The following is a 23948-nucleotide window of genomic DNA, read 5'->3' as shown; positions in this document are numbered from 1 at the left end:
TGAAAAACCGCTTCGGCGGTAAATTATAGGACTTAACTACATGAGCGAAAGCTTTGCTGATCTGTTTGAAGAATCCCTGCTATCTCTGGATATGACCCCAGGCACCCTGGTAACCGGTGAAGTTGTCGACATCGACAGCGACTGGGTTACCGTCAATGCTGGCCTCAAGTCTGAGGCAGTTATTCCACGTGCACAGTTCCTGAACGACGCCAATGAGCTTGAAATCAAAATCGGTGACAGTGTCAAAGTAGCACTGGAAGCGGTTGAAGATGGCTTCGGCGAAACCAAGCTGTCACGCGAGAAAGCCAAGCGCGCCGAAGCATGGGAAATTCTGCAGAGCAAGTTTGAAGCCGAAGAGACTGTCAAAGGCTTCATTTCTGGCAAGGTCAAAGGCGGCTTTACCGTCAACATCAACAACATTCAGGGCTTCCTGCCAGGTTCACTGGTAGATGTTCGTCCGGTCCGTGATGTTGATCACCTGGAAGGTAAAGAGCTTGAATTCAAACTGATCAAGCTGGATCCCAAGCGCAACAACATCGTTGTATCACGCCGTGCCGTGATGCAGGAAGCGAACAGTGTTCAGCGTGATGAACTGCTCGCGACCCTGGAAGAAGGCCAGGTTGTTAAAGGTTTCGTCAAGAACCTGACCAACTACGGCGCATTCATCGATCTGGGTGGTGTTGACGGCCTGCTGCATATCACTGACATGGCGTGGAAGCGTATCTCCCACCCAAGTGAAATGCTCAATCCTGGCGACGAAATCTCTGTCAAGATCATCAAGTTCGACAAAGATTCCGGCCGTATCTCTCTGGGCCTGAAGCAGCTGTCTGAAGATCCATGGGAAGAGATCAAAAACCGTTACCCTGCTGGCAGCAAGGTCAACGCTCGTGTTACCAACCTGACTGATTACGGCTGCTTCGCCTCTATCGAAGACGGCGTTGAAGGTCTGGTACACGTTTCTGAAATGTCCTGGACCAACAAAAACATCCACCCATCCAAGATCGTTCAGATCGGTGATGAGGTAGAAGTGATGATCCTGGATGTTGATGAAGAGCGTCGTCGTATCTCCCTGGGTATCAAACAGTGCAGCCAGAACCCATGGGTTGGCTTCTCTGAGCAGTTCGCTACCAATGACAAAGTCAGCGGTACTATCAAGACCATCACCGATTTCGGTATCTTCGTTGGTCTGGATAACGATCTTGACGGTCTGGTTCACATGTCTGATATCTCCTGGGAGATCGACCCTGAAACAGCTCTGCGTCAGTACAAGAAAGGCGACCAGGTTGAAGCGGTCATCCTGTCTATCGACGCAGAAAAAGAGCGTATCTCTCTCGGCATCAAGCAGCTGGAAAGCGATCCATTCGCTGAATTCCTGGCAGCCAACGAGAAAGGCACCATCGTCAACGGTACTGTGAAGAGCGTTGAACCTAAAGCGGCCATCGTTGAGCTGGCTGAAGGCATTGAAGCGACTCTGAAGGTTTCCGAAATCTCTGCTGATCGTCTGGAAGACGCCACCACCGCTCTGAAAGAGGGTGACAAGGTTGAAGCCAAGATCATCAACATTGATCGTCGTAACCGTGTGATCAGTCTGTCGATCCGTGCCAAGGATGTTGCAGAAGAGAAAGCTGCCATCAGCGCTGTTCGCAACCAGGAAGTTGAAACTGCAGGTCCGACCACCATCGGTGATCTGATCAAGCAGCAGATGGCTAACAGCCGCAACAACTGATCCCTGCCCGGCTGAGTTACATTCAGCTGCGACAAAAAAGGAGCACCCCGGTGCTCCTTTTTTTATGCAAGCGCTTCAGGACAGGTCTACACTCAAGGTATTCAGCAGCCGAACACTAAGCGCATATGCAACTAAAACACTACTATAAGCGCGCTCGATATATTGCCCTGATCTTCGCGAGTATTCTGATGACCGTAATGATTCTGCTGAGCGGTCGCGATCTGCTGCGCGAAAACAGGGTTGCTCAGGATGAGTTTCGTACTGTTAATTTCTGGCTGATCTCTCAGGCTGAACTCGAAACAGCCCGTTTTGTCACAGCCCTTTACCAGCATGCAGCCAACCCTGACGCTCAGATTGACGATCTGATACTGAGGTTTGAAATTCTCTGGAGCCGCTTTGAGCTCTTCACGGCCGAGCGCTATATCAACAACCTTAACGCTTTCGAAAGCTTCCCACCCCTTCGTGCAAAAAGCCTGAGCCTGCTGCAGGAAACCGAAGACGAACTGAATCACCTGCAACCGGGCGACCTTGAAGGCGCCACCCGGATCGGTGATCGCTATACTGACCTTGCCATAGAGCTTCGCCAGCTGGGTATTCAGGCAACCCAGCAGGCCACCCAGGATGCCGTAGCACGCCAGAACAGGATCAACAGCTTCACACGCCAGATTCTTTACCTCTTCAGTGGCGTACTGCTATCAGCAGCACTCATGATTGCGCTGCTGATTTCCGAGATGTTCAACTCAAGAAGGCTGCTCAGAACCAACCGCGCCATTACCAGAGAGCTTCAGATACAGGGTGAAAATCTGCAGCAGACTGTTGAGGAGCGCACGCATGAACTGCGCCTTGCCAAGGAGCAGGCGGAGGAAGCCAGCCGGGTCAAATCGGATTTCATGGCCAATATCAGTCACGAAATCCGCACCCCCATGAACGCCATTATCGGCATGTCGCACCTGGCCCTTCAGGCAGATATGCCGCCAACTCAGAAAAGTTATATCCGCAAGGTTAACCGCGCCGCACACGCACTGCTGCGCATTATTGATGATATTCTGGATTTCTCCCGGCTCAACTCAGGCAGCCTCATGCTTGAGGAGCATGACTTTTGCCTTGAAGATATTCTGGATAATCTTAACAGTCTGATCTTACCACTGGCAGAGGAGAAGGGGCTGGTGTTCCGAATGGAACGCCAGCCGGAGATCCCTACAGATCTGAAAGGAGACGCTAAACGCCTCAGTCAGATACTGCTGAACCTGAGTAATAATGCTGTCAAGTTTACCGACAGGGGCTCCATTCAGCTCAGAGTTTCCTTGTTGCAGAGACAGGAAAACACACTGCTGCTTCAGTTTGCCATGCAGGACTCAGGGATAGGCATGAGCATGGAGCAGGTTGGACAACTTTTTCAGCCGTTTGGGCAACTGGACAGCTCAACTGGTCGGCGTTACAGCGGCACAGGCCTGGGGCTCAGCATCTGCCAGGAGCTGGTTGAACTCCTTGGTGGACAGATACGCGTGGAAAGTGAGCCGGGCCGGGGCAGCATTTTCATCTTCAGCGCACGCTTCCACCTGGCAGGTCAGCCCACTAACCATCCGCACCTGTCATTGCATGACCCCAAAGAGACTCATAAAGCGACAACCGCCACTTACAAACCTAATCTGCCGACAGCCGGTAAACATGGGCCGCAAACACTTGATTGGTCCAGAGTAGAACCCTTGCTGCTGCAACTGCCCGCATTACTGGCCGACAATGACACACGCGCTGTTGAGCTGCTGGAGCTGCTTGCCTCGCAACCCGGCCTGAGTCAGTACAGCACTCTCCTGCACGATATCAACAATGCCATCAAGGAGTATGATTTCGATACAGCCTGTCGCTTATTTTCTCTGCTTGACGCCCGCATCAAGGAGGATCAGGGGCAGTAAAGCCGCTTGATCAGATACGGCTGGCCAGCGTAGTCGCTTTTACGGAACTGGCCAGAGCTGTCCACTCCTTAGCATTAGCCGCCCGGGCATCCACCACAAGATGATCTATCTGCTCGCAGGTGCAATAGGCAATCCGGCTGATGGTGCCGATTTTGGAATGATCCGCCAGCAGAATCAGTTTGCCGCTGTTCTGAATCATCGCCCGGGCAACCTCTGCCTCATGAGGATTAAAACTGGTAGCCCCCTTGCGCACATCCAGACCAAAGGGTGACAAGAGTGCTATATCCACCTGATAGCGATGAAGATCATTCACAGTCACCTCACCAAAGGTGGCCGGTGGATCTTCACTCATCTCTCCTCCCACCAGCAGCGCACGATTACCTCTCTCCTGAACGCTGCTGCGCTCACTGATCTTCTGCGCAACCTCAACCGAGTTGGTAATAACAGTCAGCCCACTCAGACTGGATAACTCTTCTGCCAGAATCGCAGTCGTACTGCCAGCGTCCAGAAACAGTATCTGACCACTGCTGATCAACTGAGCCGCAGCCTTGGCAATCATGCGCTTCTCTTTCACCCGTACCGACGCTCGCACCGAGAAAGGCGGCTCCTCCTGACTATCCTCCAGCGCCACCGCACCACCACGCACACGGCGCAACTCCCCTTCCGCCTCCATCTCCATCAGATCCCGGCGCGCGGTCTCGCGCGAGACATTCATCTCACTGGTGATACGGTCAACCGTCACCCTGCCAAAAGTGGCCAGTAGTGTTCTGATCCGCTGACGTCGCTCTTCAAACCACACTGCACGCTCTCCAACAGAAATAAATGGGTCAGTATCAACCTGGCCTTATGAAACCATCTTGTCATGCAAGCTTCTTCAGCACCTGACGGTGCAGCTCAGGTGTTGCAGCCGCCACTACACGTCCGTCTGAATTCATTGTCAGTGGATTGCCCTGCCAGTCCGTGATCACTCCACCAGCGCCCTCTATGATTGGAATCAGTGCGAGATAGTCAAAGGGCTGCAGCAGGGACTCAATCACCAGATCAATATGACCACAGGCCAGTAAGCCATAGCCATAACAGTCGCCACCGAAGCGCATGATATCCACCTCATCGGCAATCTGCTCTATCCGCTTACGATCCTGATCGGAAAAATAGAGCAAAGAGGTTGTATAAAAGCGCGCAGTCTCCAGTGCTCGGCAGGCACTGACATGACAGATCTCAACTTCACCCTGCTGACTGGTGAAGCGCGTAGATCCATTCAGTTCACCTACCCAGCGCTCATTCAGCGCAGGCATCTCTATGATACCGACACTGGGCACCCCTTTATACAGCACGGCCAGTAACGTACCCCAGACAGGCCAGCCAGTGATGAAGCTCCGAGTGCCATCTATGGGATCAACCACCCAGACATAGTCGGCATTCAATCGCTCATCACCATGCTCCTCGCCCAGTACGCCATGTTCAGGAAAGCGTGACGCCAATGCCTTGCGCAGCTCTGCCTCCACCTCGCGATCGGCGATGGTGACCGGGCTTTCATCACCCTTCAGATCTATGGTCAGTGGCTTGCGAAACCATTGCAGCGCCTGCCGCCCAGCCTGCCCGGCCAGCTTCACGGCAAACTCCCTCAGCGCCTCTTGATCCACCCTTGTATCTGCAGAGCTGTCAGTTGTCATTGTTATCACTCCTGCCGGCCGTTGAAAAAAATATGTAATATTATTGGACAATAAACCATATTTTTGCATAAATACACATATTGCCACATAAAAAGAGATCATTTACAGCTCCGAAAAAGACAGCCCCGACCAATCCGAAAAACAACAACCAAAGCTGGAGACGTCAATCATGAAACGGCTAAAACGCAACGCTGCGTTGCTGACCACTGTCTCAACCCTGCTCGGCATGACACTCGGACTTTCTGCATATGCAGGTGATATAACGGTCTACTCCTCTCTTGAGGAGGATGAAATCAGCGCCTATCTGGCTGCTGCCAAAAAAGATCTGCCTGATATCAATGTCAATGTTCTGCGCCTCTCAACAGGCGACCTCGGCGCCCGACTGATCGCCGAAGCGGATAACCCCCAGGCCGATGTACTCTGGGGATTCGCGGTTACCAACATTCTCAACCCTCGCATCAACTCACTGCTCGAACCCTACGCTGCCAAGGGCTCCGAAAATCTGCCCGCTCAGTACAAGGCTGATGACGACACCTGGTTTGCCGCCACCGGCTACATGGGAGCCTTCTGCGTCAACATTCCGCGCCTGTCCGCCAAGGGTCTGCCGATGCCAAACTCCTGGCAGGATCTGACCAACCCGGTCTACAAGGACGAGATAGTGATGCCCGATCCTTCATCGTCAGGTACCGGCTACCTCCAGATCGCTGCCATTCTGCAGGGACTGGGTGATGAAAAAGGCTGGGAGCTGATCAAGGAGATGGATAAGAACATGGCGCAGTACACCACCTCAGGCTCCAGACCCTGCCGTATGGCACAGGTGGGTGAATATGCCATAGGCGCATCACTCTCCTTTGTTGCGATGAAAGGCATCGAACAGGGTTACCCTATCGAGATGATCATTCCTGCAGACTGGGCAGGCTATGAACTGGAAGGCTCCGGGCTGATCAAGGGCAGCGCCAATGCAGAGGATGCCAAACGCTTCCTGGACTGGACCCTGTCGAGTTCAGCGGCTGAAGCCTACTCTGAGTACAAGTCCATCATCACCATTCCCGGTGTGCCCAGAACCACACTGGCGGATATGTCCGGACTCCCGGAGAACCTGTCAGACATCCTCTTCCCTGTCGATTTTGCCAAATCGGGGCAAGAGCGTGATGACATTCTGAACGCCTGGAGAGCAGCCGTCGGTCGATAACAGTCAGCGAGGCACTCGCCCGTACAGCTTGATTGAAGCTTGCGGGCCTCTGCCTCCCGTTAGGGGTCAATACCTGCCATGCATCTGATAATCAAGAACCTTTCAAAATCGTTTGACCACTTCCTGGCCTTGAACGATATCAATCTTGAGGTCGGCAGCAACGAATTTGTCTGTCTGCTGGGTCCCAGCGGCTGCGGCAAAACCACCTTACTGCGGATCATTGCCGGTCTGATGCCCTTCGACAGTGGCACACTGTCTCTCGGCGGGCGAGATCTGGCAAAGGTCCAGGCCAGAGAGCGTGGTTTCGGCATAGTGTTTCAGTCCTACTCGCTGTTCCCCAACATGACGGTGGCAGAAAACATCGGTTATGGCCTGAAGATACGCAAGTGGCCACAGAAGGATGCAGAGGCCAAGGTACGCGAGCTGATGGAACTGATCCGCCTGCCTGAACTGGCCCATCGTTACCCGCATCAGCTATCCGGTGGACAGCAGCAACGCGTTGCGATAGCTCGCGCCTTGGCTGTAGACCCAGCCGTACTGTTACTGGATGAGCCACTGTCTGCGCTGGATGCCCGAGTGCGTGCAGAGATGCGACTGGAGATCCGCGATGTGCAGCGTCGCCTGGGTATACCCACCATCATGGTCACCCATGACCAAGAGGAAGCGCTGACCATGGCAGACAGAATCGTCTGCATGAACCAGGGTGTCATAGAACAGATAGGCACCCCTCTGGAGCTTTACACCCGTCCCCAGACGCGCTTTGTGGCTGATTTTGTCGGCACCAGCAACCTTCTCGATCCCGACTGGATTCGTCAGACACTGCCGGCACTCTCACCGGGAATCCCGGAGGATGAGCTGCAATTTCAACTGTCGCTGCGCCCGGAAGATCTGAATGTCGTTAAGGATGATGCCGGCACGGGTATCGTCAAGGCGATCACCTTTCTCGGAAATATCAGCCGCATTCTGATCGACTGGCAGGGCCGTGAGTTGATCGCCGAGAGCCATCGTTTCCCCTCACTCGCAGAGGGGGATGCCGTTACGCTGCAGGTAGCACCGGAGGCCGGCTCATGGGTACGCATCTGAAAACAGCCGCCATAGATCACGCCACTGCCCGTCGAATGGAGTGGGAAGACAGGCTGCTGCTCTCTGTTTCACTGATCATTCCATTAATCGGCCTGCTCCTGTTCTTTCTTTATCCTGTCTTTCTGATCGCCAAACGCAGCTTCATTCAACGGGATGGCAACTTCGGTCTGAGCAACTACACCGAAGTGTTCGGCATGTCGCATATTCCGACCGTCATCACCAACAGTCTGGTGATGAGTTCAGCCACCACGCTGCTTTGCGTGACGCTGGGTTTTGCTATCGCCTATGCGATGCAGCGCACCACTATTCGTGGGCAGTACCTGATCCGCATCGCTCTGATTCTGCCACTACTGGCGCCGTCACTGGTTCAGGCACTGGGGCTGATCTTCCTGCTGGGTCGCAACGGAGTGGTCAGCCAGTATACCGGGTGGAATATCCAGATCTATGGTTTCTGGGGACTGCTGATCTCCAACAGCATGTATGCCCTGCCGCAGGCGGTGATGATCATTCAGGCTTCACTGCGCCACTCAGACTCCCGCTATTATGATGCCGCCTTGATGATGGGCGCGTCACGCTGGAGACAGTTTATTGATATCACGCTGCCCAACGCCAAGTTCGGCCTGCTCAGTGCGGCTTTTGTGGTGTTTACCGTCACCATTACCGATTTTGGTAATGCTGCTGTCATCGGCGGCAACTATCGGGTACTGGCTACCGAGATCTACAGCCAGGTGGTGGGCCAGATGAACTTCAACATGGGCGCGGTCATCGGCATCATGCTGCTATTGCCGACGCTGGTGGCGGTTTATATCGAGAAGGTGTCATCGCAGCGCCAATTCGGCGGCAGCTCCGAAAGCGCCATTCCGGTAACACGTGAATTTGTGCCTCTGCGCGATATCCCTCTGGCTGCAGTGGTGCACAGTGTCGGTCTGATTATCTTCATGATTGTGCTGACTGTTGTCTACGCCAGCTTCATGCGCCTATGGCCCTACCGCATGGAGTTCACACTTGCGAACTACAATATCACCCTGTCGGGCGGTTATACGCCGCTTTGGACATCCTTCATCGTCTCTTTCCAAGCAGCCATCATAGGTGTGGTTGCACTCTTTGCACTGGTCATGGCACAGCGCCGGCTGCCCAGACGCTTCGCCAAGGCGATCTATCTGCTGGCAATTCTGCCGGTCGGGGTGCCTGGGCTGGTGCTGGGGCTTTCCTATGTCCTGTCCTTCAATGCGCCAGGTTCGATGCTGGGTATGCTCTATGGTACGGGTCTGTTGATTGCTCTGTGTAACTTTTATCACTTCCACTCCCAGGGCTTTCTGACCATGGTGGCGGGCATCCGGGCCGTTCCGCCGGCACTGGAGGAGACGGTATCCTGCATGGGAGGCGGCGTTATGAACAGCCTGCGCGATGCCATACTGCCCTTCATGATGACCACGCTGGTGGCGGTTTTCTTCTTCCTGTTCATGCGTTCAATGGTGACACTGTCGGCGGTGATATTCCTGATCTCACCCACGCTGAGTGTCGGTGCCGTATCGGTACTGAGGCTGGATCAGGCAGGCTTCACCACCCAGGCAGCCGCGTTCTCGACCTGCATCATGGTGTCGGTTCTGATCGCACTGGGGCTGATGAAGCTGATACTTTTCCGCCTGTCACGCAGCCGCGCTTCTGTAGCGGTCGTCAGTTGACAAGAGTTAAACAGTGAGAGGGTAACTGAAGGGGGTACCTAGGGGAGCTGTTGGAAAGGTGTTTTACAGGGGCGGTTTCAGCCCCTGTAAAACACGGCATCCTCGATCACATAATCAATCAGCTCATCGTCTGTGATCTCGTTATCGCGCACCTGATAAACACTCAATACGGAAGCGCCTGCGGAGATAACCGTATCGCTTTTGCCGGTCAGCAGCGGGTGCCATTCGGGCAGCGGTTTGCCTTCATGAATCAGGCGGTAACTGCAGGTTGGCGGCAACCAGTGAAACTCCGATACATCTTCAGGACGCAGTTGCACGCAGTTGGGAACCAGCTCCGTGCGGCGCTCATACTGAGTACAACGGCAGTTCTGACCATCCATCAGATGACACACCACCGTGGTGTAAAACACCTCTTCGGTGTCCTCATCCTCTACTTTCTGCAGACAGCAGAGCGCGCAGCCATCACACAGAGACTCCCACTCCCGGCGCGTCATCTGCTCCAGGGTCTTGCGCTGCCAGAAGGGTTCCCAGGCCAAGCTCAGCGCACTCCGCTTTCGGGGCGATTACGGTACAGATCCAACATGTACTCTTCGCGCGGTGGCGGCATCTGCAGGTAGTAGCCCTTCTCCCTGACCCCTTCAAGCACCTTGTCCAGCTCAACACGTGCCAGTTGACGCTTACCCGTCAGTGGCATATCCATGATATGAATCGCCTTGCCGAACATCTCCAGCAGCGACTCCGGCACCCGCGACAACTTGTCGTTCTTGTCCACATAAAGATACATCTCATCTTTACGCGAGCTTTTGTAAATTGAACATATCAGCATTACAGTTTTTTCTCACTTCCTGTGCGCTCGGCATCGAAGGCACAGACTTTCTCATAAAGCAGGTCACCAACCAGCGGTTTACGCCAGCCGCTGAGTGAGTCGGGCAGATAAAACCGACCCTGCTCATCCCGCGAATTAATCAGTTTTTCAACATCACGACGGCGAATCAATATCTCCGGCTGGATATCCTGCTCGGCTGCGATCTTGCGCCCCATTGCCAGCATCTTCTTCAACTGGCTGTTCCAGTAAACATGCACAGGCAGGCTGATCGGCAAGGGTGGGTTCTGCTCGGCAGATTCTGCGGCATTCGCCAGCACCTCCATTATTTCGGCTCCATCCCTGTTAACCACCTGACGCCAGAGATCCGGCACGGCTGACAACTCTTCCAGGGTAGTCGGCCAGCGATTGATGATCTCCAGCAGCACCTCGTTTCGCAACACACGCGCACGGCACAGATTCCGGCTGCGGCATACCTGCTCGCGCCAACTGGCCAGATCACGCAAACCGGCCAGCCGCTCAGGGTCAGTCAGATTCATCTGAGTGAAACGGAGATAGTAAACCTTACCCTGTGGATCTTCATCAAGACAGTTCCGGCGCAGAGCCTCGCACTCCTGACGAAACCACTCCAGACGGCCCTTCTCCTGCAACAGCTGAATCTGCTGATGGGCAATCGCCGCAAGATAGGCCACGTCCAGGGCCGCATAGTGGACCTGCTCCTGCGTCAACGGTCGCTTCAACCAGTCAGACACTGTATGCGCCTTGCCAAGCTCAATACCCAACGCATGCTGCACCAGGCGCTGCAGCCCCATACTGAAGCCCCAGCCGATAAAAGCAGCGGCGATCTGAGTATCAAACAGCGGCTGTGGTATCACTCCGAAGCTGTTCTGGAACAGTTCAAGATCCTCACTGCCGGAGTGCAGCACCTTGATCACCGCAGGGTTCTGCAGCAACTCAATAAAGGGACCAAACTCATCAATACTCAGCGGATCGATCAGGTAACAGTGGCTGTCATCACCCACCTGTATCAAACCCGGAATCGGATAGAAGGTCTCGGTGCGAACAAACTCTGTATCTATTGCGATCAGTGGCAGTTGCGACCATTCGCTGCAGTATCTGGCCAGCGTTTCTGCATCACCTATCCAGATCGGGTTGTTGGCGCTCTGTTCGAGCAACTGCCAATCAACGGCTTCAGTCATCTGCATCAGGACTCACTCCTCAGTGAACGTCGGCCAGCCATTGCATGCGCCAGAGTACCACCATCAACATATTCCAGCTCACCGCCAACCGGAACACCGTGGGCGATGCGACTGATTCTGACATCACAATGGTTAAGCTGGGCAGCTATGTAGTGGGCGGTGGCCTCCCCCTCAACGGTTGGATTGGTCGCCAGTATCAACTCACTGACTCCACCTTGTTCAACCCGATCAATCAACTGCGAGATCCCCAGATCATCCGGCCCGACGCCATCAATCGGTGACAGGTGCCCCTTAAGGACAAAGTAGACGCCCTGAAAACCACCGGTCTGCTCAATGACCATCAGGTCCACCGGGGATTCCAGCACACAGATGATGGAGTGATCCCGCGACTCATCCGCACAGATCTCGCAGACAGGCTCCTCCGACAGCGTACGGCAGCGCGAACACTCTCCGACACGCTCAACGGCATCCAGCATCGCTGCCGCCAGTTGACGGGCACTGTCGCGATCCCGCTCAAGCAGGTGCAGCGCCATGCGCTGCGCTGTTTTCGGACCAACGCCGGGCAAACAGCGCAAGGATGTGATCAACTGCTGTAATAAAGGACTGAACGCCATGAATCAGAACGGCATCTTGAAGCCAGGCGGCAGACCCATACCACCGGTCAGACCCGCCATTTTCTCCTGCGTATGCTGCTCGACTTTACGCACGGCATCATTCACAGCGGCCGCCAGCAGATCTTCAAGAATCTCTTTTTCCTCTTCCATCAGACTGTCATCGATGGCAACGCTTTTCACATCATGACGACCATTCATCACGACTTTCACCAGACCAGCACCGGACTCACCGGTGATCTCGGTCTTGGCGATCTCTTCCTGAGCACGCTGCATATCTTCCTGCATTTTCTGGGCCTGCTTCATCAGGTTGCCCATATTACCCATACCTTTCATCATGGTCTGTTACCTCTGTAATCACTCTGAATCTATCGGGATGACTGACTCTGTGACGAGTCTGGCGTCAAATTGTTCAATCAATGTCTGTACGATCGGGTCCTGGCTCAGCAGAGCAACAGCCTCGGCCTGCCGCTCGGCACGCCTTCTGGCGGCATAGCGTGCAGGTGTTTCCTGACGCTGCTCTTCACGCTTGAACACCACCTGAAGCTCACACCCAAAGGTCTGCTGCAGCGCATCCACAATACGTGTGCGCTGAGTATCGTTAATCAGCTCGTCCTGCTCTATCGTGAAGTGAAACACCAGTTCATGACCATTCACCTGTTCCAGTGACAGGTTGCGGGCAATATTCGCGGTCATGCCGGAAAGTCCCGTGCGATCCACCAGCGTGACCCAATCCCGGACCTGAAGTGCTTCTATTTCCGGGATAGCCTCATCCGGGGCAACCGGTTCTGGTTCGGTAGCCCCCGTAGTAGATGTCTGTTGCCGGGGCTCAGCCTGATCTGAAACCTTGGTGATGGGTTCCTCTGCAACTGACTTCTGCACTATTGTGCTTGCAGCCTGGGGCTGCACCGCCTCCAGGGCAGGCGGCATAACCCTGGTCACTGGATCATCAGAGCGCTGTTCAGGCTTTTTTGTGCTGTTAGCCTCCCCCTCCTGTTCCAGCCAGGGTGGGACCTCATCATCCCAGGGTGGGGCACTCTGCTCTGCCATGGGTGATACTGGCGTATCTGCCGGTTGATCATGATCGCGAAGCACCGGTGTCTGAGTCGGTTCTGCTGCCACAGATGGCGGCTCTGGAGCTGACTGCACAGCTTCGCTCTGCTGGCTAGTGCCGACAGGCTGCCCTGCAGGTGCAGCAGAACTGGTCGTAGTAGAACCGGTCGTAGCAGAGCCGGTCATAGCAGCACTGGTCGTTGAAGCACTGGCCGTAGCTGCTACAGTACTCTGCTTCAGCTCCGAGACTGCCGCCAACGGCTGCGCCGAGGCAGGACGGAAAGCAAGCATTCTCAGCAGCACCATCTCCAGCCCTTCGCGCGCATCCGGCACATAGGGCATATCCTTGCGCCCGACCAGACCTATCTGATAGTAAAGCTGAACCTCTTCAGCCCGCAGGCGACTCGCCAGCGACAGCAACTGCTCTTTATCTCCAAGGCTATTGTCGATGGCATCCGGCAGCATCTGAGCCAGTGCAATACGATGCAACAGAGAGACAATATCGCCCAGCAGCATCTGATAATCGGGTGAGAAGCGCGACAGCTCTGCCAGCGTTTCAATCACCGCATGCGGATCATGGTCGGCCAGACCTTCCAGAATACGATACACCAGACGATGATCAATGGTGCCCAGCATCGCCCGCACATCGGTCTCATTAACCTGCCCTCCACCGAATGCGATCGCCTGATCGGTCAGACTCAGCGCGTCTCGCATCGAGCCCTCGGCAGATCTTGCCAACAGCCACAGGGATGGCTCGTCATAGGGGATACTTTCTTCCGTCAGCACATGCGCCAGATGCTCCACGATCCGTTGTGGAATCATGTTCTTCAGATTGAACTGCAGACAGCGTGACAGAATCGTGACGGGCAGCTTTTGAGGATCGGTGGTCGCCAGCAGAAACTTGATATGCGGAGGTGGTTCTTCAAGTGTTTTCAGCAGGGCATTGAAGGAGTGCCCTGACAGCATATGCACCTCATCGATCAGGTAGATCTTGAAGCGGCCATGTGTGGGGGCGTATTGAACATTTTCGAGCAGTTCACGCGTATCCTCAACCTTGGTCCGAGAGGCAGCATCGACCTCTATCAGATCAACAAAGCGACCTTCGGCTATCTCCAGACACGCGGTACATTTACCGCAAGGCTCAGAGGAGATACCCTCCTCACAGTTGAGCGACTTGGCAAACAGACGGGCAATTGAGGTCTTGCCTACACCACGTGTACCTGTAAACAGGTAAGCATGGTGCAGACGACCATCATCCAATGCATTGACCAGCGCCTTGAGCACATGTTCCTGCCCAACCATCTCGGTGAAGCGTCTTGGACGCCATTTGCGCGCCAGTACCTGATAGCTCATTGTCCGTGTATCAACCCTTGAAACCGATGTTTCTGAAAGCGGTTATCCTAACACGGTTCCAGCTTCACGTCGCCACTCAGTCTCTCACTTCGGGCAAGGCCAAACGCTGCTCAGTAGACACTGAACAGCGCTTCATTCAACCACAGATGCACCAGCACGCTGGCGATATACCCGAGCATGATCACCGGCGCCCACTTCAGGTGACCAAAGAAGGTGTAGATACCGCGTGCCTGCCCCATCAGCGCCACACCAGCGGCTGAACCCACCGACAAGAGACTGCCACCCACTCCGGCTGTCAGGGTAATCAGCAACCAGTGGCCGTGTGACATTTCCGGCTGCATTGTCAGCACTGCAAACATCACTGGGATGTTATCGATCACAGCAGAAACAACACCCAGCACCACGTTGGCATAGGTAGGATTCCACTGGGTATAGAGAATATCTGACATCATCGCCAGATAACCCATAAAGCCCAGACCACCGACACACATGATGATGCCGTAGAAGAACAGCAGCGTGTCCCACTCAGCCCGCGCAACACGACTGAACACATCGAAAGGCACCACACTACCCAGACGTTTCATCCTCTCCTTGTCACCCGCCAGCTCGGCCTGAGTGCGCTTTTTAGCCAGAGAACTCGGCAGCGTCATACGCAGGAAATAACCGAAGAACTGCAGATAACCCAGACCAGCCATCATGCCCAGAACTGGCGGCAGGTGCAGTAACGTATGGCAGGCAACTGCCGTAGCGATGGTCAGCAGGAACAGCGCGAGAATACGGCGTGCGCCACGCTTGAGTTCCACCACCTCATCCGAGGGCACAGGCTTACGATTTTCGACAAAGAAACTCATGATGGCTGCCGGTATGGCATAGTTGACCAGCGATGGCAGGAACAGCGCAAAAAACTCATCAAAACGCACCAGCCCAGCCTGCCAGACCATCAGGGTCGTGATATCGCCAAATGGGCTGAACGCTCCGCCGGCATTGGCCGCAACCACGATGTTGATACAGCAGAGATTGACAAAGCGCTTGTCGCCCTCGGCAACCTTCATCACCACGGCGCACATCAACAGCGCGGTAGTGAGGTTATCGGCAATCGGTGAGATAAAGAAGGCGAGAAATCCGGTCAGCCAGAAAAGTGTGCGATAACTGAAGCCACGCTGCACCATCCAGGCTCTGAGAGCATCAAACACACGCCGCTCTTCCAGGGCATTGATATAGGTCATCGCCACCAGCAGGAACAACATCAGCTCGGAGTATTCGAGTAGCGTATGCTTGAAGGCATCCTCCGGCAAACCGGTCATACCTTCCTGCACATATACCCAGCCAACCAGCGCCCAGATAATACCGGCTGCCACCAGTACAGGCTTGGATTTTCTGAGATGCAGTTTCTCTTCACCCATGACGAGAACATAGGCAAAAACAAAGACGACCAAGGCGATGAAACCCGGAACGGAAGCGGTGAGATCGAGAGGGCCAGCAGCAGCAAAAGCAGGCACACTCAAGCCGAGCAGGAAGAGCCCAGTGAGAATTGTGAAGCTTATTTTATTATTCATTTGCCAATCACAAAGTGTGTTACAGGACGGGCAAAATGTGGCCATTTCGCCCACTGAAAAAGTGCGCGAATATTATCATTACCGAGTCATAAGAACCATCTGAAACAGACACAAAAGTTTAGAAAATGCGAACAAATTTTCGGAAATTTACGAAAAGTTGAATCTGAGGGAAGATCGTGAGATGGGGGTGGCTCCACCAGCCACATCCCGGCACACGAGTCGACCGCTGTGGCTGCTCCCTTCCGGGCCTGACCAGGTTCACGGTGTATCGTTGCGAGAGGACCGGCAGAACCACCATAACGTGGCTTCCGCCCTGCCTTGAAACACATCGGCTTCAGACAGGCGCGCAGTATAAGCAGCAAAACAGTTGATTGCAAACGCCCAGAATGCAAATTTATCAATCTCGATACGACCTCAGGTATTCATAAAGCGTCGCCATGCCTGCATCAACCTCACGAATGGCAAGGTTGTTTTGTTCACCCCAAGGGTTGCATGGTGTATTCTGAGTAGCATTACCTTGTGTCAACAATTCAAAGGAGCTCACTGATGCCTGACCAGTCCCATCTTTTACGGGTCGAAAAATCCGGATCCGAGGCAGATGGCAGCAAAAAAGCTGAGGTGATGGTTGAACCACTTCAGCTGGGTCAGCGTGTGCGCCAGATCCGCCTCAGTCAAAATCTGACACTTGAAGAAGCCAGCAAGCGTACCGGCCTTGCCCGCTCCACCCTGTCCAAAATCGAGAACGAACAGATATCCCCCACTTTTACAGCGGTTAGCAAACTGGTCAAAGGGCTTGGCATTGATATTCCCCAGCTATTTTCCCAGCCAAGCAAGGGGCTGCCCGGTGGTGGTCGCCGGGATATCACCCGCAAGGGTGAGGGTGAGCCCCACCCCACTCCCACCTATGAGCACGAGATACTGGCCACCCAGTTGACCAGCAAGAAAATGATCCCTTATAAGACCGTGGTCAGGGCACGCGACTTCAACGACTATAACGGCTGGGTCAGACACGGTGGAGAAGAGTTCCTGTATGTCCTGAGTGGACGCATCATGCTCTATACTGAGTTTTATGCGCCGGTTGAGCTGGATGAAGGTGACAGCGCCTATTATGACTGCGAAATGGGTCATGTATTGGTGTCACTCAGCAAAGAGGATGCGCAGATCCTCTGGGTAACTGCCTGATTCTCTCTTGCACTGCTGTTCAAGCGAGTTAACAATGGCGCTATACTGTTTTGAGCAATAAAAACAACAATGAGATAGATGCATGCAACAGATTTCAGCTTCCAATCTACATATCCTGCTCGTCGAACCCTCACAGGTTCAGCGCAAAATCATCGTGCAACTGCTGCAGGAAGAGGAGGTGATGGCGATTGATACGGCTGAAAACATCAAGGAAGCGATGGCGCAGATCAACAAGGTCCGCCCAGACCTGATCATCAGCTCACTGCACCTGCCGGACGGCTCAGCTGAAGAACTGCTCAAGGCGATCCGCCAGCAGCCCAAGCTGGCCGACCTGCCCTTCATGCTGGTTTCCAGCGAGAACCGCCGCTGGCATCTGGAAGTATTCAAACAATCCGGCGCTGTTGCGATCCTGCCCAAGCCCTTTACCCGACAACACCTGGGTGCTGCCATCAATGCTACTCTGGACCTTCTGTCACCGGATGAGCTGGAGCTGGAAAACTATAACGTGGATGATCTGCGTGTACTGGTAGTTGATGACAGCCGCATGGCCCGCAAAATGATCCAGAAGGTGCTGGGCAATCTTGGCATAAGATTCATGACTGAAGCTCATGATGGCTCAGAGGCGATCCAGATTCTGGAGCGCGAGAACATAGACCTGGTCGTGACAGACTACAACATGCCGGAAGTGAATGGCCTGCAGTTAACGGAGTTTATCCGCAACTCCTCCTACCACGCCCATATTCCGATCCTGATGGTGACATCCGAGGCCAATGAGGCACACCTGAGCAACATCAACCAAAGTGGTGTGAACGCACTGGTCGACAAGCCCTTTGAACCGGAAACCGTGAAGAAGCTGCTGCAGCGTATTCTTGATTAACGGATAACGCTACAGCCTGATTCGTCGACTGGCTTCCAGGCCCCCTACCCTTCGTCGAATAATGGATAGGGCAGACTACTTTTATTATCTTGAGTAACTGTGTAGTTTCTGATTAATTATCCATGAACAAATGATCTGATTAACCTCTTGAGCTATTGGTTCATTGCATGAACTGGCATAATTCAATATTGATGAATCTCCTGTTTGAATCCTTAGCATATGATCCATATTTTCAACAATATAAACATCTGACCGGCCTGGTGAGATATTTTTAATTAAAAGCGTATCATCGGGATGGCACTGAAAATCCTTACTACCCCCAATAGCCAATATTGGATGCCGGGTATTTTTCAAAAACGATTTAACATCATAGTTAAACGTCTCTCGATAAAATTTCGCACTTACTCTGGTAAAAGAAACCCACACTCTCTTAGCATTAGTTTTTTCAACCTTTTACCTGAGCTTATTCATGGTTTTTAATGGGTTTTTACTATAAAGAAAAAATCGGGCCAGCTTTCCTTTAACTCCTGTCATTTTATTTAAATCGCGATTAAGTACCTCAGCATTCTTGACTCCATCCTCCTCGAAACTCCTCAGACTAGCACATAGCATCAACAGCCCGGCCAGATGCTCTCTTTTAGATGCGATTTCGGGAGCCAACACAGCCCCTTCACTGTGCCCCAAGAGGAAGATTTTCTTTGAATCCACCTGACTTGATTGTTGGCTTATAAAATCAATCGCAGCACAAGCATCGTCAACCAACTCAGATAACCCAGCGACCTTGAAATCCCCTTCACTTTTTCCGCAACCTCTTTTATCATAACGAAAAGTAGCCACTCCCCGCTCTAATAAATAATCAGAAATGTACTTAAAAATCTGAGTATTAAAACCCGAAATATTACCATTCCGATCTTGAGCACCACTACCATGAACCATTATTACACAAGGCAATGGGGTGTCATTTTCAGGTATAGAAAGAGTACCTGAAAGCAATATTTTATCCGATGGAAAGGTTAATTCTTCGTGCAAGCTAATCTCCATTTGGCTAACGCTGCGCTCTGCCACTTTTCGGCAGCAGCGCCTTGTAAGCAAGGAGCTTTCTATACGCGAGACATGCTACCGCCCCGCCGGTGCTCCATCACAGCAAGTCAGTAGTTCCAGATTGTTAACTGAATTTAGTCGATATAGTTTTCAGGTGCAAATGCCAGAGTGCAACTTCTGACTCAGGCGTCCACATATTCACGCTTGACCCGCCGTGTCAGGCAGGTCAGCAGGGTGTAGGGGATGGTATCGCACCAGGTTGCCACTTCGCTCACAGGTAGCTGTTTACCCCACAGCTCTACCTTATCACCTACTTTTGCCTGTGGAATATCCGTCAGATCTATCGTCAGCATATCCATCGACACACGTCCGGCCAGAGAGGTTCTCTGTCCATGCACGATAACCGGTGTCCCGCTGCGGGCGTGGCGTGGATAGCCATCGCCATATCCCATCGCCACGGTACCGATACGACGAGGCTGATCACACACATAGCTGCAACCATAACCAACCGCCTCACCTACCGGGACATCGCGCACGGCAATGATCTGAGAGGTCAGGGTCATGGCAGGCTGCAGCTGATCTGCCACCTCCTGACTGCCGGCAAACGGATTGGCGCCATAGAGCATGATACCCGGCCTTAACCATTGACCATGCGCATCAGGCCAGGCCATGACACCTGCCGAATTGGACAGACTGACCGGAAGGTCCAGACCCGATGCGACACGCTCAAAGCAGGCGATCTGCTCACGAGTCATGGACCGCTCAGGCTCGTCGGAGCAGGCAAAGTGAGTCATCAGGACGATATCCCTGACCCCTTTCAGCCTGCGCAGACGTTCAACCACCTCAGCGGTCCGCTCGGGCGCAAAACCCAGTCGATGCATGCCACTATCAACCTTGACCCATACATTCAGCGTCAGCGTGGCTGCCGGATCAGAAAGCCTGCTCTCCAGAGCCAGCAACTGTTCATCCGTGTGCAATGCCGACCAGAAACCATAAGACTCTATCTGATCCAGCTCAGAGGCTTCGAAAAAGCCCTCAAGCAGCAGTATCGGCTGGGTAATGCCAGCCTCTCTGAGCTCGATGGCTTCCTCAATGGCCGCCACCCCGAAAGCCGGCACCTCGTCAGCCAATGCCTTTGCTACCTGAACAGCACCATGCCCATAGGCATCCGCCTTGATAATGGCGGCAGCTCTGGCAGCAGGTGCCTGGGCCTTTGCCAATCGATAGTTATGCTTGATTGCAGCCAGATCTATGACTGCACGTGCTTGTCTTGCCATGATGGTTTCCGATCAGTCTTACACAAAAAATGGATCAGTCGTTCAGCACCATGACGGCTTCGACTTCAATATCGGCATCCTTGGGCAGGGCTTTCACTGCGTAGGCAGCGCGCGCCGGGAAGGGCTCGTTGAAGTAACGGGTCATGATCTCGTTGACCTGAGCAAAGTTTGCCAGATCGGTCAGTAGAATGGTCAGCTTCACACAATCAGCCAGTGAACCACCCGCTGCTTCAGCCACTGCACTCAGGTTGTCAAACACCTGTACGGCCTGAGCCTCGAATGATTCGGTCACCATCTCCATGGTGGCTGGATTCAGCGGAATCTGACCAGACATGTAAACCGTGTTACCTGCTTTGACTGCCTGAGAGTAAGGGCCGATAGCGGCAGGCGCCTTGTCAGTGCTGATGATCGTTTTGTTGGACATGATATCTCCAGTAATTTTAATGATATTGGCAGCAGGCATGGGCAAGCACTACCCTTTCCCACCTGCTGCCGGATTAAACCATTATTTGCGGTAACGCTGTATCCCCAGACCGTCGGGATCGATATCCGGTGTGCGGTTACTGATCAGATCGGTCACCAGTTTTGCTGAACCCAGCGACATGGTCCAGCCCAGTGTGCCATGCCCGGTATTGAGGTACAGACTCGGGAAGTGTGTAGCCCCGACAATCGGTGTGCCGTCTGGCGTCATTGGACGCAGACCGGTCCAGAACTCAGCGCGCGACATATCACCACCGCCACCGAACAGGTCGTTCACGACAAATTCGACATTCTTACGGCGACTTTCCGGCAATGACAGATCGTAGCCGGTCAGCTCGGCCGTACCACCCACACGAATACGATCACCGAGTCGACTCAGTGCGATCTTGTAGGTTTCATCCATTACGGTGGACACCGGCGCGCGGTCTTCATCTACCACAGGCAGCGTCAGGGAGTAGCCTTTTACCGGATAGATAGGTACTTCCAACCCCAGTGGCTTGAGCATTTTCGGGCTGAAGCTACCCAGTGCCAGCAGATAGCGATCCGCTTTCAGCGTCTCGCCCTGAATGCGAATTCCAGTGACATCACGCCCATCGGATTCCAGCCCCTCAACCGAGGTGTTGAACAGGAATTTAACGCCGTTTTCTTCACAAAGCTTTGCCAGACGCTGCGTAAACAGGAAGCAATCGCCGGTTTCATCACCGGGCAGACGCAATCCGCCTTTGAGCTTTTCTTTAACATGACCCAGTGCCGGCTCATAGCCCACCACCTGTTCCACAGACAACTGCTCGAACTTGACGCCACACTCCAACAGAATTTTCATATCCTGCTCGGCACCATCCACCTGCTTCTGAGTTCTGAACAGCTGAATCAGACCCTTGGCACGGTTATCATATTCGATACCTACAGAGGCGCGCAGATCGATCAGGCAGTCACGACTGTACTCGGCGATTCTGAGCATGCGTGACTTATTCACCGCATAGGCTTTTTCGGTGCAGTTTGACAGCATCTGTGCCATCCAGCGCATCTGAACTGGGTCCATCTGCGGCTTGATGCGCAGCGGCGCAAGATCCTGCATCATCCACTTGATCGCCTTGAGCGGTATGCCAGGCGCAGCCCAGGGTGCAGAGTAACCGGGGGAGATCTGTCCCGCATTGGCAAAACTTGTCTCCAGTGCCGGCTCTGGCTGACGGTCAATAACCGTTACCTCATGCCCTGCCTGTGACAGATACCAGGCGCTGGTTACGCCCACCACACCACTGCCGAGAATCATTACGTGCATAGCGACCACTCCGGAACTGAAAATTTAAACGCGATATATGTCTATTCTAGGTCAAATTAAACAGAAATTTTTTTTGATTTAAGGAATAAATCAGGTGATTATTTCGCTATAAAGAAAATTTCAGGAAATCCTATGCGTAGCAAGACTGTAAAATCACCACCGCGAAAGCTGGATCGTATTGATCGCAACATATTGAATGTCCTGCAACAGGAGGGCCGCATCTCCTATACAGAGCTCGCCGATCGGGTGGGGCTGTCGACTACACCCTGCATGGAGCGCGTCAAACGTCTGGAGCGGGACAACTTCATCACCGGCTATCACGCCAACATCAACCCGGAAAGACTTGGCTATGATCTGCTGGTGTTTGTCGAGATAGCCCTGTCTTACCAATCTGCAGATGCATTTGAGCGTTTCAGCAAGGCGGTCACCGATCTGCCCTATATCATGGAGTGCCATCTGGTTTCGGGCGATGCCGATTATCTGCTCAAGGCAAGACTTGAGGATATGTCCCACTACCGTGAGTTGCTCGGCGACATGCTGCTGAAGTTGCCGGGTGTGAAAAACTCGAAAAGCTACATTGTCATGGAGAGCGTCAAGGAGAGCCTGCAACTTCCCATCCAGAGAAATTGAATTAAAGAGTGGATTGCAAAGTTTTAATACACACTTATCTTTGAAAATGAGACGCAAAGAGGCGATAATACGCGGTTTCCAATCGCACGGTCTCACGGGAGCCTGTGGAGATTGTCAGATTACGTTGAAAATCGGCACAGACCTGCTGATCCATAAAGGAGATGTCGGCGTAGTTACGTTGCAATCAGTCGTTGGGGCAACTGCGAAAAGATCGCATGTGGCGTACAGGGACAAGCGAAATGACACGACATTGTATAATATGACTGTATCACTACGTCACTGCTGATGAAGAGGCTGCTCATGAATGCAAAACTGGAGATGCCGGACATCGCCGCAACCGCACGCCCATTGGCGCGCGAAACACTCGACTGGGTAGGAATGAGTCAGATCTCCCTGCCGGTCAACATGCTGCAGGAAGATGGACGCCTGCAGCCTGTGGTTGCACATCTTGATATCCATGTCGATGTAGTGAACCCCGAGGTCAAGGGCATCCACATGTCGCGCCTCTATCTGTTGCTGAATGACTTTGCAGCCGACCAAGCCGTAGAAGCCCGCTCGCTGCACCAGTTGCTGAGCAACATCTGCGAGAGCCATGAAGGGATCAGTGAATCAGCCATGATTCAGTTCCGCTTCGACTATCCACTGAAGCGCCCCGCCCTGAAGAGTGAGTTCAGTGGCTGGAAGCCCTACCCGACGGTTATTCAGGTTGTTCAGAGTAAAGGCGAGTATGCGATCGAGCTGGGTGTCACTGTGCCCTATTCATCCACCTGCCCCTGCTCCGCGGCCCTGTCGCGCCAACTCCTGCAGCAGGCATTTCGTGATGATTTCAGCGGGCAGGATAGCGTGCCACGTGAACAGGTTGAGTCCTGGCTGCGATCTGAACGCGGCAGTGTTGCCACACCGCACAGCCAGAGAAGCTATGCGCGTATCTGGGTTCGCCTTGACCCTGATGAAATCACCGCCCTGCCGGTCATAGACCTGATCAACAGAGCCGAAGATGCACTGCAGACGCCAGTTCAGACAGCAGTGAAACGCGAAGATGAGCAGGAGTTTGCGCGACTCAACGGCGCCAACATGATGTTCTGTGAAGATGCGGCAAGACGCCTCAAGTCAGCGCTGAACCGCATCTCCAGCTACAAGGACTTCTGGGTCAGAGTTGAGCATCACGAAAGCCTGCACGATCATGATGCTGTCGCCGTCGTGAGCAAAGGAATACCCGACGGGTACAAGCCCTTGCTGCAACGCTGAACACCTGAGTGTCGGCCCGCCAATGGAGCGTGCCGACACCTCCTTCACACACGCCACTACCAGC

22 protein-coding genes and 1 other RNA gene are annotated in these 23948 nt (G+C 53.5%); 9 read left to right on the top strand and 14 right to left on the bottom strand.

Annotated features, from left to right (window positions below):
• The first annotated feature begins 40 nt into the window (after nucleotides 1-40).
• Both rpsA and F7R27_RS05520 read left to right on the top strand, forming a co-directional pair.
• Nucleotides 41-1726 (top strand): 30S ribosomal protein S1, encoded by a 1686-nt coding sequence (gene rpsA / locus F7R27_RS05525; RefSeq protein WP_151703201.1) that lies wholly within the window; start codon nucleotides 41-43, stop codon nucleotides 1724-1726.
• A gap of 188 nt (nucleotides 1727-1914) precedes the next feature.
• On the top strand, nucleotides 1915-3639 hold the full coding sequence (locus F7R27_RS05520; protein ID WP_168927433.1) for an ATP-binding protein: 1725 nt from the start codon (nucleotides 1915-1917) through the stop codon (nucleotides 3637-3639).
• Between the two features lie 10 nt (nucleotides 3640-3649).
• Here F7R27_RS05520 and F7R27_RS05515 read toward each other — a convergent pair whose 3' ends face one another.
• Entirely contained in the window at nucleotides 3650-4438 is a 789-nt protein-coding gene (locus F7R27_RS05515) for a DeoR/GlpR family DNA-binding transcription regulator (protein WP_151703199.1), read from the bottom strand.
• 61 nt (nucleotides 4439-4499) lie between these two features.
• A complete protein-coding gene (gene hisN / locus F7R27_RS05510; protein ID WP_151703198.1) occupies nucleotides 4500-5312 on the bottom strand; it encodes a histidinol-phosphatase in 813 nt (270 codons plus the stop codon).
• 169 nt (nucleotides 5313-5481) lie between these two features.
• On the opposite strand from hisN, the gene F7R27_RS05505 reads away from it, so the two are divergent.
• From F7R27_RS05505 to F7R27_RS05495, 3 genes are all read left to right on the top strand, one after another.
• Entirely contained in the window at nucleotides 5482-6504 is a 1023-nt protein-coding gene (locus F7R27_RS05505; protein WP_151703197.1) for an ABC transporter substrate-binding protein, read from the top strand.
• Nucleotides 6505-6582: 78 nt separating this feature from the next.
• The gene (locus F7R27_RS05500) at nucleotides 6583-7587 is read left to right on the top strand and encodes an ABC transporter ATP-binding protein (protein ID WP_151703196.1); all 1005 of its coding nucleotides are present in this window, start codon (nucleotides 6583-6585) and stop codon (nucleotides 7585-7587) included.
• Nucleotides 7572-9272 carry an ABC transporter permease subunit gene (locus tag F7R27_RS05495; RefSeq protein WP_151703195.1) on the top strand — a complete coding sequence of 567 codons (1701 nt, stop codon included), beginning with the start codon at nucleotides 7572-7574 and terminating at the stop codon, nucleotides 9270-9272. The genes F7R27_RS05500 and F7R27_RS05495 overlap by 16 nt, the downstream gene beginning before the upstream one ends.
• A 77-nt stretch (nucleotides 9273-9349) precedes the next feature.
• Here the strand turns inward: F7R27_RS05495 and F7R27_RS05490 are convergent, their stop codons facing one another.
• The 8 genes from F7R27_RS05490 to ffs form a co-directional block, all read right to left on the bottom strand.
• Nucleotides 9350-9808 carry a YcgN family cysteine cluster protein gene (locus F7R27_RS05490; RefSeq protein ID WP_151703194.1) on the bottom strand — a complete coding sequence of 153 codons (459 nt, stop codon included), beginning with the start codon at nucleotides 9806-9808 and terminating at the stop codon, nucleotides 9350-9352.
• A 2-nt stretch (nucleotides 9809-9810) separates the two neighbouring features.
• Nucleotides 9811-10098, bottom strand: coding sequence for a YcgL domain-containing protein (locus F7R27_RS05485; RefSeq protein WP_151703193.1), 288 nt, complete (start codon nucleotides 10096-10098; stop codon nucleotides 9811-9813).
• Nucleotides 10098-11300, bottom strand: a complete 1203-nt coding sequence (rnd, locus tag F7R27_RS05480) for a ribonuclease D (RefSeq protein WP_240776239.1) — start codon at nucleotides 11298-11300, stop codon at nucleotides 10098-10100. Before rnd ends, F7R27_RS05485 begins: the two co-directional genes overlap by 1 nt.
• The gene (gene recR, locus F7R27_RS05475) at nucleotides 11300-11908 is read right to left on the bottom strand and encodes a recombination mediator RecR (RefSeq protein ID WP_151703192.1); all 609 of its coding nucleotides are present in this window, start codon (nucleotides 11906-11908) and stop codon (nucleotides 11300-11302) included. Before recR ends, rnd begins: the two co-directional genes overlap by 1 nt.
• Before the next feature lie 3 nt (nucleotides 11909-11911).
• A complete protein-coding gene (locus F7R27_RS05470; protein WP_151703191.1) occupies nucleotides 11912-12244 on the bottom strand; it encodes a YbaB/EbfC family nucleoid-associated protein in 333 nt (110 codons plus the stop codon).
• A gap of 18 nt (nucleotides 12245-12262) precedes the next feature.
• A complete protein-coding gene (gene dnaX / locus F7R27_RS05465; protein ID WP_151703190.1) occupies nucleotides 12263-14311 on the bottom strand; it encodes a DNA polymerase III subunit gamma/tau in 2049 nt (682 codons plus the stop codon).
• A gap of 110 nt (nucleotides 14312-14421) precedes the next feature.
• Nucleotides 14422-15867, bottom strand: a complete 1446-nt coding sequence (gene nhaD / locus F7R27_RS05460; RefSeq protein WP_151703189.1) for a sodium:proton antiporter NhaD — start codon at nucleotides 15865-15867, stop codon at nucleotides 14422-14424.
• A 191-nt stretch (nucleotides 15868-16058) separates the two neighbouring features.
• An RNA gene (gene ffs / locus F7R27_RS05455) (signal recognition particle sRNA small type) lies at nucleotides 16059-16155 on the bottom strand.
• Nucleotides 16156-16488: 333 nt separating this feature from the next.
• On the opposite strand from ffs, the gene F7R27_RS05450 reads away from it, so the two are divergent.
• Both F7R27_RS05450 and F7R27_RS05445 read left to right on the top strand, forming a co-directional pair.
• Entirely contained in the window at nucleotides 16489-17049 is a 561-nt protein-coding gene (locus F7R27_RS05450) for a helix-turn-helix domain-containing protein (RefSeq protein ID WP_240776250.1), read from the top strand.
• Nucleotides 17050-17131: 82 nt separating this feature from the next.
• The gene (locus F7R27_RS05445; RefSeq protein WP_151703187.1) at nucleotides 17132-17926 is read left to right on the top strand and encodes a response regulator; all 795 of its coding nucleotides are present in this window, start codon (nucleotides 17132-17134) and stop codon (nucleotides 17924-17926) included.
• Between the two features lie 453 nt (nucleotides 17927-18379).
• Here F7R27_RS05445 and F7R27_RS18695 read toward each other — a convergent pair whose 3' ends face one another.
• The 4 genes from F7R27_RS18695 to F7R27_RS05425 all read right to left on the bottom strand — a co-directional run bounded on the left by F7R27_RS18695 (nucleotide 18380) and on the right by F7R27_RS05425 (nucleotide 22006).
• Nucleotides 18380-18955 carry an alpha/beta hydrolase family protein gene (locus F7R27_RS18695; protein WP_206060383.1) on the bottom strand — a complete coding sequence of 192 codons (576 nt, stop codon included), beginning with the start codon at nucleotides 18953-18955 and terminating at the stop codon, nucleotides 18380-18382.
• A 194-nt stretch (nucleotides 18956-19149) separates the two neighbouring features.
• Complete coding sequence (gene alr, locus F7R27_RS05435) at nucleotides 19150-20244, bottom strand: alanine racemase (protein ID WP_151703186.1); 1095 nt, start codon at nucleotides 20242-20244, stop codon at nucleotides 19150-19152.
• A 34-nt stretch (nucleotides 20245-20278) separates the two neighbouring features.
• Nucleotides 20279-20668: a RidA family protein gene (locus tag F7R27_RS05430; RefSeq protein ID WP_151703185.1), complete on the bottom strand. Its 390-nt coding sequence runs from the start codon at nucleotides 20666-20668 to the stop codon at nucleotides 20279-20281.
• Between the two features lie 81 nt (nucleotides 20669-20749).
• A complete protein-coding gene (locus tag F7R27_RS05425; RefSeq protein WP_151703184.1) occupies nucleotides 20750-22006 on the bottom strand; it encodes a D-amino acid dehydrogenase in 1257 nt (418 codons plus the stop codon).
• 132 nt (nucleotides 22007-22138) lie between these two features.
• On the opposite strand from F7R27_RS05425, the gene F7R27_RS05420 reads away from it, so the two are divergent.
• Both F7R27_RS05420 and folE2 read left to right on the top strand, forming a co-directional pair.
• Nucleotides 22139-22636, top strand: a complete 498-nt coding sequence (locus tag F7R27_RS05420; protein WP_151703183.1) for an Lrp/AsnC ligand binding domain-containing protein — start codon at nucleotides 22139-22141, stop codon at nucleotides 22634-22636.
• Between the two features lie 300 nt (nucleotides 22637-22936).
• Entirely contained in the window at nucleotides 22937-23884 is a 948-nt protein-coding gene (gene folE2 / locus F7R27_RS05415) for a GTP cyclohydrolase FolE2 (RefSeq protein ID WP_206060382.1), read from the top strand.
• Nucleotides 23885-23948 lie beyond the last annotated feature (64 nt).

The sequence above is a fragment of the Nitrincola alkalilacustris genome, assembly GCF_008973755.1.
Lineage (GTDB): Bacteria > Pseudomonadota > Gammaproteobacteria > Pseudomonadales > Balneatricaceae > Nitrincola > Nitrincola alkalilacustris.
The sequence above is the reverse complement of the archived record's forward strand: the minus strand, read 5'-3'. Positions and strand labels throughout refer to the sequence as shown.